Raw genomic sequence first — 13,194 nt, 5'->3', positions numbered from 1 at the left:
TCCGGGTTCCCGCGAACAGCTCTTCTCAGGACATTCTCATCTCGTCGCGGCGCCTTCGTCCGCGACCCCGATGGGGACAACGTCGAGGCCGTCTGCCATCGGCCGTAGGCCGCGGCGGGCCTCTTTCAGGCGGGGCGGCCGCTCGTGCGCAGGTTGGCGGTGGAGGCGGCGGCGGTGGCGACGTCGCGGGGGTAGGTGCGCAGGGCGAGGACCCCGATGAGGGCGGCGGCCAGCAGGGGGAGCAGCGAGAGGAAGAGGGTGTACTCCAGGGTGTGCCTGCCCGTGAAGACGTGGTCGGCGATGTAACCGAGCAGGGCGGGGGCCATGGCCTCGCTCAGCGTGCGCAGCACGGTACGGGCGCCCTCGGCCGTGCCCCACAGCATGTGCGGCATGATGTCCAGCCGCGCCGCGTCCAGCGGCGGGTTCACCGCGCCGAGGAACGCCGTGCCGCACAGCAGCAGCGGCAGCGCCACCGCCAGCGACGTGGTGTGCAGGGCGGGCGCCACCAGCAGCGGCACGGCCAGCAGGCACACGACGGGCACCAGGACGCGGGCCTCGACCCGTCCGCGCTCCAGCAGCCGGTCGGCGGCCCGTCCGCCGACCAGCACCCCGCACACGCCGCCCGCGCCGACCACCAGGACGAGGGAACTGGCCACCGACGTGCTCACCCCGTACTGGTCGGTGGTGAAGACGGTCGCGAAGGCGCGGAGCCCGGAGAAGAAGAAGTAGCCGAGCGCCGAGGCGACGATCAGCACGAGATTGGTGGGGATCCGCACCACGTACACCAGGGTGCGCCACGGCGGCAGGGAGCGCGGGTCGGTGTGGAGCACGAACCGTGCGTCGGGCTCCGCCACGACCCGCGCCCGTGTCCGACCGACCCGCTCGCCGTCCCCGCCCTGCCCTCCGTCCCCGCTCCGCCCGCCCTGCCCGTCCGTGCCCGTGCCGGCTCTCGCACCGGCGCCCGCACCGGCGCCCGTGCCGGCTCTCGTGCCGGAGTCGGCGTCGGGGCCCGCGCCGGGGCCTCTGGCGGCGCGCGCGTCCTCGTCCGCGCCCCCGCGCCCGGTGACGTCCGCCTCCTGGGACCTGAGGTCCTTCTGCTCCCCGCGCGGCGGCTCGGGCAGCCGGAGCAGGGCCCACACGAGGGCCACCGTGGGCAGCGTGAGCCACCAGAACGCGTACCGCCATCCCAGTGCGCTTCCGATCACCCCCGAGACGGTGAAGCCCAGTGCAGTGCCCAGGAGTTCCCCGCCGACCACGAAACCGAGCATTCTGGCGCGCTGCCGGGCCGGGAAGTAGTCGCCGACCAGCGAGTTGACGGCCGGCCCCGAGCTGGCGGTGACCGCGCCGAGGACCGCACGGGAGACCAGCAGCCACAGGTAGGACATGGCCGCGCCTGCCATGATCATCGCCAGCCCCCACAGCGTCGCGGTGAGCGCCAGCAACCGGGTGCGGCTCACCCGGTCGGTCAGCAGGCCGAACGGCACGGTGAAGGCGGCACCGACGAAGGCGACCACGGACACCAGCAGTCCGATCGCGGCGTAGCCGATGCCGAAGGCGTTGCCCAGCGGACCCGCCATCGCCGAGACGGTGCCCTTGTCCGCGCCGTCCAGCGCGAGCACCGACGCCATCGTCAGCACGGCACGCGCCGAGGCCCGGTCACCGAAAAGGCGTTCCGTCCGGTGGCGGAGACCGCGGGGCGTGAAAGGCACGTTCCTTCCTATGTCACCGAAGGGGCCTTACCGAAACGGCGCGCCGTCGCGCACCGGCGGGCGGCGTGGCTGGCGGTTTGCCCGGCCTTTCCGTTGGGATAATGACGGGCCGTTGATGGAGGTGCGGGCGTGTTCGGGCGGTGGCCGACCTGGAAACAGCGTGTCGAGCAGTCCCTTGGCGGACGTCTGTGGCAGCACGGCACCGATTTCGAGCTCATGCGCAGGGCGATGGCGTTCGGCATGCTCGGTTTCGTCTCGATGGTGCCGCTGCTGATCGTGGTGGCGGCGCTGGACCCCGTCCACCACGCGGGGTTCGAGCAGTGGATCGTCAACGGAATGGGCCTGGACAACCCGACGGCGGCCCGCGCCGTGCACCGCCTCTTCTCCGCCCCGCAACAGGTCATCAGCACCACCAGTGTCCTCAGCGCGGTACTGCTGGGCGTTTTCGGGCTGAGTTTCGCGGCCAGTGTGCAGAGCAGTTACGAATTGATCTGGACACTTCCGCCGGGACGCTGGCACAAATTGTGGCGGCAGGGCGTGTGGCTCGCGGCGATCACCGCTTTTCTCTTCGCCGAGGTGGAAAGCGAGGCGGTACTGCGGCAGGGCACGGCCCAGGTCACCGCACGGGTTCTTCTGACGGTCCTTTTCGGGGTGCTGTTCTTCTGGTGGGGGCAGTACCTGCTTCTGAGCAGCCGGATCCGGTGGGCCGCGCTCTTTCCCGGCGCGGTGGCCACCATGGTGGGCCTGGGGGGACTGCGGGTGTTCTCCTCCCTCGTCTTCTCGCCGCTCATCGTCAGCAGCACGAAGACGAACGGTCCGGCAGGCACTCTGCTCATCGTGCAGTCCTGGCTCATCGGCGTGGGCTTCGTGGTCCTCGGCGGGCCGCTCGCCGGCCACAACTTCCACGTGTGGCGCGTCCACCGTCGCGGGCGCGTGGCCGCAGCGCGGGAGGAGGGGGGCGGGTGACCTGCCGGGCCGCACGGCGCGCCACCGCGACGACCGGGTGCAGCCGTATCCGGCCGTCCTCGGCCGGCCCTCAGCCGGGCTCGTCCGACAGGCCCTCGTGCGGGGTGACGACCCCGTGCTCGTACGCCAGGATCACCGCCTGAGTGCGGTCGCGGGCGCCCAGCTTCGCCAGGACGGCGGCGACGTGCGTCTTGGCCGTCGCCGGGCCGACGGTGAAGTGCTCCGCGATCTGCCCGTTCGTCAGCCCTCTGGCCATCAGCCGCAGCACCGCCGCCTCCCGGTCGGTCAGCCGGGCGGTGAGCGCCTCCGCGCGGCGGCCTCGCGCGTGGTGGGCCGCCAGGGTGCGTACCGCGGCGGGAAACAGCAGCGAGTCACCCGTGGCCACCATGCGCACGCCCATCACCAGTTCCTCGGCCGTCGCGCGCTTGAGCAGGAAACCGTGGGCGCCCGCGCGCAGCGCGTCGTAGACGTACGCGTCGTTCTCGAAGGTCGTCAGCACCAGGATGCGCGGTGACCCCTCGCCGGTGTCCGTCAGGCGTTCGGTGGCGCGGATGCCGTCGACGCGCGGCATCCGCACGTCCATCAGGACGACGTCGGGGCGGAGCGCGCGGACGGCACCGATCGCCTCGTCGCCGTCCGTCGCCTCGCCCACCACCTCGATCCCCGGCTCGCTCGCCAGGATGGCGCGCAGCGCCGTGCGGACGAGACGCTCGTCGTCGACGAGGACCACCCGCAGGGGTGCGGCCGTCATGTGGTGACCTCTTCCGTCCGGGGAGTCAGCGGCAGCCGGGCCGTCAGCCGCCACGTTCCGGCCTCGTCGCGCGCGTCCGCCGTACCGCCCAGCAGCGCCGCGCGCTCGGCGATCCCCGCGAGTCCGCGCCCGCCGCCACGGCGCGCAGGGCGCTCGGCGTGCACCTGGTTCGTCAGGGCGAGAGCCAACACGGCACCGCAAGGGGCGCGTTGCGTGGCCACTCGGACGTGCACGGCGGTGCCCGGCGCGTGCCGCAGCGCGTTGTTCAGCCCTTCCTGCACCACACGGAACGCCTCGGCCGAGACCCGCCGCTCCAGCAGGTCGAGAGGGCCCACGGCCGCGTCGACCGACAGGTCGACCACCGTGCCGGTGGCGCGGGTGCGGGCCAGCAGCCCGTCCAGACCCGAGGCGAGCGTGGGACCGCCCGCCTCACCGCGCTGCTCGCCGAGGCGGCCGTCCCGCAAGACGCCCAGCACGGTGTCCAGTTCCGCGACGGCCCCCCGGCTGGTCTCCTCGATCGCGGCCAGCGCCTCCCGTACGAACACCGGGTCCGCCTCCAGTACCCGGCGTGCGGCGCCCGCCTGGAGCGCCACGGCGCTCAGCGCGTGGCCGACGGAGTCGTGCAGGTCGCGTGCCAGCCGGTTGCGGGCCGCGAGATCGGCGGCACGGGCCTCGGCGGCGGCCAGCCGGTCGGCCGGGGCAGGCCCCAGCAGCAGGGGAGCACAGCGCGCCAGCAGCGCACCCGCGCCGTACACCACGGCCACCAGTCCGGCCAGCAGCGCCGCGCCGGCGGCCGGAGCCGTCCACAGCGCGTCGCCCGCGTGGTGCCACGGCCACAGCCACCGCTTGCCGCGCAGCGCCGGCACGAGGGGGAAGGCCAGCAGGACGGCGGCCATGGGCGGCACGGCCAGCGAAGCGCCGCTCACCAGCGCGCCGAGGCCCGCGTGCAGGGTGAACCACGCGGCCGAGCGGCGCCGCGCCGCCCACGAGCCCGCCGGCCCCTGGGCCAGCGCGGCGGCTGGCACGCCGCACAGGGTGCGGGCCGCGGCCGACTCCAGTGCCCGTACGAGGGGGAGCAGCCCGGCGATCGCGACCAGCGGCAGCGACAGTGCGTACGCCAGGAAGTGGGGGGCGAGCTGCGCCCCCAGCACCCTGCCGGCGGACGGCCTGACGACCCCCATCCCGACCACCGTCAGCAGGAAGAAGGGCATCAGCAGCGCGCCGCCCTGTAGCAGGTGCACCCAGCGCAACCCCAGCTTCCGCACCGCGCCCCGGACCCGCGGCCCCGTACCCGTTGCGGCCCGCGTTTCTCCCATGTGCCGCTGCACCTCCCCTGCCCGCGCCCCGTCACCCGCGCCCGCCTGCCGCACCGTCACACGGGGGCCGGCGAGGGCGGCAACGCGTGGGCGCGGCGGCGGACGGCCCGTGTCATCACCGCCGCGAGGGCGAGCCCCGCCAGTGTCTGGCAAGCGTAGGCGAGCTCCAGCATGCCGTCCGCCTGCTGGCCCACACGACGTCCTGCGCCGGACAGCGCGCCGACGAGCAGCCAGCCGCCCCAGCACGCCAGTACGGCTGAGCCGATCCAGGCCGCGGTCAGTGTCGGCCACAGCGGGGCCCGCGAGGTCCGCGCTCCGCTCTCCGAGCGGAGCAGCGTCCCCACCGCCACGACGGCGACCACCGCGTACATCGCGAAGGTGGCGTCGGTGATCCGGTTGTCACCGCCGTGACCGACCGCGTCGCGCGCGTGCACCACCGCGGTCGGGACCGCCAGCAGCACGGCCGCGGCGAAGGTGCGGGAGGACGGCCGGTCCGCCGCGGGGCGCGGACGCGTCCCGTCGGGCCGGAGCGGGGAGCGCAAGAGCGCGCCCCAGCGCTCGCGCACGTACAGGGCGAACAGGGTGCCCAGGCCGAGGGCCTGCACGGTGAAGCCGGTGTAGACCAGCGTCCACACCCAGCCGGCCAGGACCTCCTGCGGGCCGGCGTCGCCGTGCCCGTCGGCTCCTCCCGTCAGCGCGCTCTGGGCGGCCTGGAGCGGGAAGGCCACCGCGATCGGTCCCAGGAGTCCCCCGGCGCACCACAGGGGGAGGGCGAGCAGCCCGCCGGGGAGCCGGCGGCCCCAGGGGCGGGTGAGGGCGAGGGCCAGCAGGACGACCACGCAGTCCATGGCGACGGTCAGCGCGTTGAGTACCCACAGCGTGGCGCCTCCGTCGAGCAGGAGGCTGCCGCGGGGGATGCCGGTGCGCCCGCCGGTCAGCCAGATCACCTTGAGGGTGAGGTACGGCAGGCACGCGGCGACGGTCAGTGCGACGAGGACGGTTCTGGCTCTCTCCATGCCCTTCACTGTTCCTGGCCGGTGCCGGGGGAACGTCCTGCTGGACGACGAACCGGCTCCGCCGCACGGCGGAGCCGCCGTCCTCCCCGCGGGCCGCAGGTGTGCGGACGCAGCCGTCACCTCGTACGGGCGGTAGCGGCAGTCGTAGCCGTAGCCATAGCCGTCAGAGCGTGCGGGCGGCCTGCATCAGTTGATCCCGCGCGTCGAACAGCGCGCTCTTCACCGCCTGTTCGTGCGCCGGTGTCAGCCGGGCCACCGGAACAGAGCAGCTGATCGCGTCGCGGGCGGGGGAGCGGTAGGGCACGGCGATGCCGAAACAGCGCAGGCCCAGGGTGTTCTCCTCCCGGTCGATCGCGTAGCCCTGCTCGCGCACCAGCCGCAGCTCCTCCAGCAGTTCTTCCGGGTCGGTGAGGGTGTTGTCGGTGACGCGCGCTAGGCGTGCGGGCAGCAGCGTGCGCACCTCCGCGTCCGTGTGGGTGGCCAGCAGCGCCTTGCCGAGCGAGGTGGAGTGCGCGGGGAGCCGCCGTCCGGCCCGGGAGAAGGGGCGCAGGTGGTGCTGCGAGGCCCTGGTCGCGAGGTAGACGACGTCGGTGCCGTCCAGCCGGGCCAGGTGGATGGTCTCGGTGGTCTGTGCGGCGAGCCTGTCGAGGGTGGGTTTCGCGGCCGCCACCACCTCGTCGCCGTCCAGGTAGGAGGTGCCCACCAGCAGGGCGCGGACGCCGATCCCGTAGCGGGTGCCCGTCGCGTCGGCCTCCACCCAGCCGAGGTCGACGAGTGTGCGCAGCAGCATGTAGAGGCTCGACTTGGGGTAGCCGAGTGCTTCCTGGACGCCGGCGAGCGTGTGCATGCCCGGGCGGCCGGCGAAGAACTCCAGCAGTTGCACCGTCCGGACGGCTGACTTGACCTGCGCGCTCCCCGCCTCGGTAGCGGACATCGACCTTGACCCCTTAGTTCAGGCGGACCTACAGTCCCGAAGGGTATTCACCTACAGGGACGTTGTTCAGAATACCGAACAAGATGGCCTGTCTGAGCGCGGATCCGCGGGACCGGTCCGGCGGAACGGACGACGGCACGGGCGCATCCGCGGAACGCGAAGGGACACAGGTGGCCGCAGTGGCAGGAGCAGTACCGGTCTGGAGCGTCGACCCCCGCACCGGGAACCAGCGGGAGCGCGTCGCGGAGGAGGCCACCGCGGCCGACGTAGACGCCGCCGTGCGGGCGGCACGCGACGCGCTGCCCTCGCTCGCCGACCGCGGCGCGCGGGCGGCCTTCCTGCGGACCGCGGCCGCGCACCTGGAGGCCGACGGCGAGCGCATCGTGGCGACCGCCGACGCCGAGAGCGCGCTCGGCGCGCCCCGGCTCACCGGCGAACTCGCCCGCACCACGGGGCAGCTGCGCGCCTTCGCCGACGAGGTCGAGGACGGCGACCACCTCGGCGTCGTCATCGACCACGCCGATCCCTCGCGCACCCCGCCGCAGCCCGACCTGCGCCGCTACAAGCTGCCGCTCGGGGTCGTCGCCGTCTACGCCGCCTCCAACTTCCCGCTCGCCTTCTCCGTCCCCGGAGGCGACACCGCCAGCGCCCTCGCGGCCGGCTGCCCCGTCGTCGTCAAGGCGCACCCCGACCACCCCGCGACCTCTCAACTGTGCGCCGCCGCGCTGCGTTCGGCCGCGGTCGAGGCGGGTCTCGCGCCGGACGTCGTCTCGGTGGTGCACGGATTCGACGCCGGCGTCGAACTGGTGCGCCACCCGTTGGTCTCCGCCGCCGGGTTCACCGGATCGGTACGCGGCGGACGCGCCCTCTTCGACGCCGCGTCCTCCCGCCCCGTGCCCATCCCCTTCCACGGCGAACTCGGCTCCCTCAACCCCGTCGTCCTCACCCCCTCCGCCGTCGCCGAACGCGCCGAACAGCTCGGCCAGGGGCTCGGCGGCTCCGTGACACTGGGCACCGGACAGTTCTGCGTCAAGCCCGGACTCGTCCTCGTCCCCGAAGGCCCCGACGGCGACCGGACGCTCGACGCGCTCGCCGCGACGCTGCGCGATACCGCGCCCGGACATCTGCTCGACGCGCGGATGCGGGACGCCTTCCTCGACGGTGTCCGCGCACGGGCTGCCCTCGCCAAGGTGTCGGCTCCTGTCGAGGCCGGAGCGGGCGCGGAGGGGACGGGACGCACCGTGCGGCCCGGCGTGCTCACCCTCGCCGCACGCGACCTGGACGAGGGGCACGCACTGCTGTGGGAGGAGTGCTTCGGGCCCGTGACCGTCGCCGTGCGCTACGGCGACGAGTCGGACATCGAGGCCGTGCTCGCCCGGGTGACCGGGTCGCTCACCGCCACCGTGCACCTCGGCACCGAGGAGGCCGCGCAGGAAGGGGGCACCGCCGCCGCCCTGCTCGCCCGGCTCACCGCCCTCGCGGGGCGGGTGGTGGTGAACGGGTGGCCCACCGGGGTGGCCGTCGCGCCCGCCCAGCACCACGGAGGGCCCTACCCGGCCACGACCTCCACCTCCACCTCCGTGGGCGCCACCGCCGTCGAACGCTGGCTGCGGCCCGTCGCCTACCAGGACACCCCTGAAGCGCTGCTGCCACGGGAACTGCGGGACGGGAACCCGCTGGGACTGCCGCGGCGGGTGGACGGCACCCGGGAGTGAGGCAGCGGGCGGGCCGGGAAGCCGGGGAAACAACCCGGTGGACCCGGCCTCCGCGCCCGGCGAGACTGGGCGGATGGATGAACGCCTGCTTGCCGCCGAGTTCGCGCCCGAGGTCTGCTACCTCAACACCGCCTCCCACGGTCTGCTCCCCGCCCGCACGGTTGCGGCGGTCGCACAAGCCGCCACGCGTATGGCTGCGGGCCACATCGACCAGGCCGCGTACTACGCCGAGGCGGACGCGGCGCGCGGGGCGTTCGCGCGCCTCGTGGGCACGACGCCCGACCGCGTGGCGGCGGGCAGCGCGGTCTCCACGCACGTCGGGCTGATAGCGGCCTCGCTCCCTGCCGGCGCGCGGGTCCTCGCGCCCGAGAACGAGTTCTCCTCCGTCGTGAACCCCTTCACCGTCCGTGAGGACGTCCAGTTGCGGACCGTTCCGCTCGAGGCGCTGGCCGACGCGGTGGACGACACGACGACGCTGGTGGCGTTGAGCGCGGTGCAGTCGGTCGACGGAAGGATCGCCGATCTGCCGGCGGTCAGGGAGGCCGCACGCGCCGCCGGTGCCCGCGTGATGCTGGACGTGACGCAGGCGGCGGGCTGGCTGCCACTGTCGGCCGACGACTACGACTACGTGGTGTGCGGCGCCTACAAGTGGCTGCTCTGCCCGCGGGGCACCTCGTTCCTGGTCGTCTCACGCCAGGCGCAGGAGGCGGGGGCGCTGCGGCCGCTGCACGCCGGATGGGTCGCGGGGGCCTCGCCGTGGGACGACTGCTACGGGCCCGTCGCCCGGCTCGCGCCGCACGCGCGGGCGTACGAACAGCCGGTGCCGTTCCTGTCGTACGTGGGGGCCGCGCGGTCGCTGGCGCTGATCGAGGAGCTCGGCGGGCCCGAGGCCATCGGCGCGCACGACCGGGCGCTCGCGGCGCGGTTCCGCGCAGGGGTCGCCGAGTTGGACGGCGGGTACGCACCGGTGCCGGGGGACTCGGCGGTCGTCGCCGTGCCGGGGCTCGGTCATGCCGCGGAGCGGCTGGCGGCCGAGGGGGTGTCACTCTCGGTCCGTGAGGGCAATCTGCGCGCCGGCTTCCACCTGTACAACACCGGGGACGACGTGGACCGGCTGCTGGGGCTGCTGAAGGGCTGAGCGCGGCACCGGCGCACCGGTGGTGGGCCGGGGAGCGCCGCCCCGTGCGGGGGCTCGGCGAAGGGGCGGGACCGTGCACTGTCCCGCCCCGACGTCAGCGGGCCGCCTGCCGGGTCACTTCACGGGCGTGAAGTCCCGGGCCCCGATGAACTCGGGGCGGCGGACGGGCGCGGCGAAGGGCTCCACCGCCTCGTTCTCGACGCTGTTGAAGACGATGAACACGTTGCTCCGCGGGTAGGGAGTGATGTTGTCACCGCTTCCGTGCATGCAGTTGCAGTCGAACCAGGTCGCCGAGCCGGCCTTGCCGGTGAACAGTTTGATGCCGTGCGCGTCGGCGAACTTGGTCAGGGACTCGTCGGACGGAATCCCCGCGTCCTGCATCTGCAGCGACTTCTTGTAGTTGTCCTTCGGCGTCTCGCCCGCGCAGCCGAGGAAGGTCTTGTGCGACCCCGGCATGATCATCAAGCCGCCGTTGGTGTCGTAGTTCTCCGTCAGTGCGATCGAGACCGACACGGTCCGCATGTTCGCCAGACCGTCCTCCGCGTGCCAGGTCTCGAAGTCGGAGTGCCAGTAGAAGCCCGTGGCCCCGAAGCCCGGCTTGACGTTGATCCGGGACTGGTGGACGTAGACGTCCGAGCCCAGGATCTGCCGTGCCCTGCCCACGATGCGCGGGTCCCGCACCAACTGGGCGAAGACCTCGCTGATCTTGTGCACCTCGAACACGGTCCGGATCTCCGACGACTTCGGCTCGACGATCGAGCGTTCGTCCGCGCGGATCTCCGAATCCGAGGTGAGCCGTTCCAGTTCCGCGCGCAGCGTCTCCACCTCGTCGGAGGTGATGAGCTGGTCGATGGCGAGGAACCCGTCCCGCTCGAAGCCCGCCAGGTCCGTGGCCTCGATGGGCCCCGGAGTACCCGGTTCGGACCACACGACGGGGTCCATCCGCGGAGTGGCCACCTCGGTGGCTCCACGGGTCGGGTACAGGTCGGCGGTGCGCTCGGGTGCGGTGGTCATGGTGGTGCCTTCCTCTCCTCTCGTACGGCCCTGTTCTCAGGCGAAACGGTCCGGACGGCCTCCCCGTGGTGCCGGGAGGCCGTCCGGCCGACGTGGACCGGCGAACGGTCCCCTTTTCGCGGCGGGAGCTTGGTGCTCAGCTCTCGTCCGGCTCGGTGAGCAGCGGGTAGACGCCGTTCTCGTCGTGGTCCTCACGGCCGGTGACCGGCGGGTTGAAGACGCACACGCAGCGGAAGTCGGTCTTCGGGCGCATCGTGTGCTTCTCGTGCCCGTTGAGCAGGTACATCGTGCCGGGAGAGATCCAGTGCTTCTCGCCGGTCTCGTCGTTGGTCAGTTCCGCCTCGCCCTCGACGCAGAGCACGGCCTCGATGTGGTTGGCGTACCACATCGACGTCTCCGTCCCCGCGTAGAGGATCGTCTCGTGCAGGGAGAAGCCCACCTTTTCCTTCGCCAGGACGATGCGCTTGCTCTCCCAAGTGCCCGACTGTGACTTGATGTGACGGTCGGTGTTCTCGATGTCCTTGAATGAACGGACTATCACGTCTGATGGTGCCTTTCTCTGTGTGTATCACGGAAGAGGCCCGTCCCGGTTGTGCCGGGACGGGCCGCGTCCGGGGGGTCAGACCGTCTCGCGTACGGCTCGCGCGAGGATGCGCAGCCCCTCGTCCAGTTCCTCGGGGGTGATGGTCAGTGAGGGCAGCAGCTTGACGACCTCGCTCTGCGGGCCCGAGGTCTCGATGAGCAGCCCCAGCTCGAAGGCGCGACGGGCCACGGCGTTCGCCCGGCTCTTGTTGTGGAACTCCAGGCCCCACACCAGGCCGCGGCCGCGGTGGTCGGCGACCTCACCGGCGTGTTCCTCGGCGATGGCCTTGAGCGCCGCCTCGACCTGCTCACCGCGCGAGAGCGTCTGCTTCTCCATCTGTCCGTCGGCCCAGTAGGTCTGTAGCGCGGCGGTCGCGGTGACGAAGGCGGGGTTGTTGCCGCGGAAGGTGCCGTTGTGCTCGCCCGGCTCCCAGATGTCCAGCTCCGGCTTGAACAGGGTGAGCGCCAGCGGCATCCCGTACCCGCCGATGGACTTCGACAGCGTGATGATGTCCGGCTTGATGCCCGCCTCCTCGAACGAGAAGAAGGCGCCGGTGCGGCCGCAGCCCATCTGGATGTCGTCGACGATCAGCAGCATGTCGTGCCGCTCGCACAGCTCGGAGAGCGCCTTGAGCCACTCGGCGCGGGCGACGTTGATGCCGCCCTCGCCCTGCACGGTCTCCACGATCACGGCGGCCGGCTTGTTCAGCCCCGAGCCCTGGTCCTCCAGCAGCCGCTCGAACCAGACGAAGTCCTCGGTGGTGCCGTTGAGGTAGTCGTCGAACGGCATCGGTGTGCCGTGCACCAGCGGGATACCGGCGCCCGCGCGCTTGAACGCGTTGCCGGTCACGGCCAGCGAGCCGAGCGACATTCCGTGGAAGGCGTTGGTGAACGAGACGATCGACTCGCGGCCCTTGACCTTGCGGGCCAGCTTCAGCGCCGCTTCCACGGCGTTGGTGCCCGTCGGGCCGGGGAACATCACCTTGTGGTCGAGGCCGCGCGGCTGGAGGATCACCTCCTGGAAGGTCTCCAGGAAGGAGCGCTTGGCCGAGGTGGACATGTCCAGCCCGTGCACGACGCCGTCGCGCTCCAGGTAGTCCAGAAGGGCCCGTTTGAGAACCGGGTTGTTGTGGCCGTAGTTGAGGGTGCCCGCTCCGGCGAAGAAGTCGAGGTAGGTGTGGCCGTCCTCGTCGTACATGTGCGCGCCCTGCGCCCGGTCGAAGATGGTCGGCCAGCCACGGCAGTAGCTGCGCACCTCCGACTCCACGGTTTCGAAGACGCTGAGGTCCGGCTGGGTGATGGTCACAGCTTGCTCCTGGGGAGTGAGTCGCGGGGGAAGGAAAGTCTGTCGGTAGGGCGGGCCGGCGACGGGCCTACCCGCTCTGGCCTGGCCGTATACGTCAGCGCTTCGATGCGCCGGGAAACGCGACCGGACCGATCCGGTAGCCCACCTCGGGCTCGTGGCCGTCCTCGGGGAAGAGGGCGGCGTCGAACAGCACGTCCTTGGCGACCGCTGCCGAGTGGCGCTGCGCGTAGGAGGTGAACAGCCGGTTGGAGGGGGTGTTGTCGGGGGTGACCGTGGTCTCGATGCTGTCGATGCCGCACTCCTCGGCGGCACGGAGTGTCAGTCCGTCCAGCATCGCGGCCGCGAGCCCGCGGCCGCGGGCTGCCTCGTCGACGGCCACCTGCCAGATCAGCAGGGTGCGCGGCGCCTCGGGCCGGACGTAGCCGGTGATGAAGCCGACCGGTTCACCCGCTCCGTCGCGGGCGACGACCGAGGTGGCGGCGAAGTCGCGGCACCACAGCAGGTAGCTGTAGGAGGAGTTGAGATCGAGGGTCTTCGAGTCGCGGGCGATGCGCCAGATCGCGGCTCCGTCGTCCACACGCGGTGTGTCGAGCTTCAGTCCCTCCGGCATTTCCAGAAAGTCTCTGTGGGCACGTGCATGGTCTGCTTGTGCGGCGGTCATGCGAATTCAATTTACCGAGCAGAATCCGAAAGTGCACGGGGGTCAGGGGTTACCCGAGGGGGGTGCTTCATGTTATCGCGCGCGGG

12 protein-coding genes are annotated in these 13,194 nt (G+C 72.4%); 3 read left to right on the top strand and 9 right to left on the bottom strand.

Going from position 1 to position 13,194, the window contains the following annotated elements; translation table 11 throughout:
- Positions 1 to 125: 125 nt before the first annotated feature.
- Complete coding sequence (locus DQ392_RS19845) at positions 126 to 1,709, bottom strand: MFS transporter (protein ID WP_114016995.1); 1,584 nt, start codon at positions 1,707 to 1,709, stop codon at positions 126 to 128.
- 129 nt (positions 1,710 to 1,838) lie between these two features.
- Between DQ392_RS19845 and DQ392_RS19840 the strand changes: the two genes are divergently transcribed.
- A complete protein-coding gene (locus tag DQ392_RS19840; protein ID WP_114016994.1) occupies positions 1,839 to 2,675 on the top strand; it encodes a YihY/virulence factor BrkB family protein in 837 nt (278 codons plus the stop codon).
- Positions 2,676 to 2,745: 70 nt separating this feature from the next.
- Here DQ392_RS19840 and DQ392_RS19835 read toward each other — a convergent pair whose 3' ends face one another.
- The 4 genes from DQ392_RS19835 to DQ392_RS19820 all read right to left on the bottom strand — a co-directional run bounded on the left by DQ392_RS19835 (position 2,746) and on the right by DQ392_RS19820 (position 6,692).
- Positions 2,746 to 3,426 (bottom strand): response regulator transcription factor, encoded by a 681-nt coding sequence (locus DQ392_RS19835; protein ID WP_114016993.1) that lies wholly within the window; start codon positions 3,424 to 3,426, stop codon positions 2,746 to 2,748.
- Positions 3,423 to 4,742: a sensor histidine kinase gene (locus tag DQ392_RS19830; protein WP_114016992.1), complete on the bottom strand. Its 1,320-nt coding sequence runs from the start codon at positions 4,740 to 4,742 to the stop codon at positions 3,423 to 3,425. Before DQ392_RS19830 ends, DQ392_RS19835 begins: the two co-directional genes overlap by 4 nt.
- Positions 4,743 to 4,798: 56 nt before the next feature.
- On the bottom strand, positions 4,799 to 5,758 hold the full coding sequence (locus tag DQ392_RS19825) for a hypothetical protein (RefSeq protein ID WP_114016991.1): 960 nt from the start codon (positions 5,756 to 5,758) through the stop codon (positions 4,799 to 4,801).
- A gap of 163 nt (positions 5,759 to 5,921) precedes the next feature.
- Positions 5,922 to 6,692: an IclR family transcriptional regulator gene (locus DQ392_RS19820; RefSeq protein ID WP_114016990.1), complete on the bottom strand. Its 771-nt coding sequence runs from the start codon at positions 6,690 to 6,692 to the stop codon at positions 5,922 to 5,924.
- Positions 6,693 to 6,871: 179 nt separating this feature from the next.
- On the opposite strand from DQ392_RS19820, the gene DQ392_RS19815 reads away from it, so the two are divergent.
- Positions 6,872 to 8,407 carry an aldehyde dehydrogenase (NADP(+)) gene (locus DQ392_RS19815; RefSeq protein ID WP_245981685.1) on the top strand — a complete coding sequence of 512 codons (1,536 nt, stop codon included), beginning with the start codon at positions 6,872 to 6,874 and terminating at the stop codon, positions 8,405 to 8,407.
- Between the two features lie 73 nt (positions 8,408 to 8,480).
- Positions 8,481 to 9,545: an aminotransferase class V-fold PLP-dependent enzyme gene (locus DQ392_RS19810; protein WP_114017298.1), complete on the top strand. Its 1,065-nt coding sequence runs from the start codon at positions 8,481 to 8,483 to the stop codon at positions 9,543 to 9,545.
- Between the two features lie 114 nt (positions 9,546 to 9,659).
- Here the strand turns inward: DQ392_RS19810 and thpD are convergent, their stop codons facing one another.
- The 4 genes from thpD to ectA form a co-directional block, all read right to left on the bottom strand.
- Complete coding sequence (thpD, locus tag DQ392_RS19805) at positions 9,660 to 10,559, bottom strand: ectoine hydroxylase (protein WP_114016988.1); 900 nt, start codon at positions 10,557 to 10,559, stop codon at positions 9,660 to 9,662.
- A gap of 136 nt (positions 10,560 to 10,695) precedes the next feature.
- Positions 10,696 to 11,100, bottom strand: coding sequence for an ectoine synthase (locus DQ392_RS19800; protein ID WP_114016987.1), 405 nt, complete (start codon positions 11,098 to 11,100; stop codon positions 10,696 to 10,698).
- Positions 11,101 to 11,178: 78 nt separating this feature from the next.
- Positions 11,179 to 12,447 carry a diaminobutyrate--2-oxoglutarate transaminase gene (ectB, locus tag DQ392_RS19795; RefSeq protein WP_114016986.1) on the bottom strand — a complete coding sequence of 423 codons (1,269 nt, stop codon included), beginning with the start codon at positions 12,445 to 12,447 and terminating at the stop codon, positions 11,179 to 11,181.
- Between the two features lie 94 nt (positions 12,448 to 12,541).
- Positions 12,542 to 13,057, bottom strand: coding sequence for a diaminobutyrate acetyltransferase (gene ectA / locus DQ392_RS19790; RefSeq protein ID WP_114016985.1), 516 nt, complete (start codon positions 13,055 to 13,057; stop codon positions 12,542 to 12,544).
- Positions 13,058 to 13,194: the final 137 nt, after the last annotated feature.

Origin of the sequence: Streptomyces reniochalinae (genome assembly GCF_003323735.1) — a bacterium.
GTDB classification, from domain to species: domain Bacteria; phylum Actinomycetota; class Actinomycetes; order Streptomycetales; family Streptomycetaceae; genus Streptomyces; species Streptomyces reniochalinae.
This window is presented reverse-complemented; position numbering and strand designations above follow the sequence as displayed.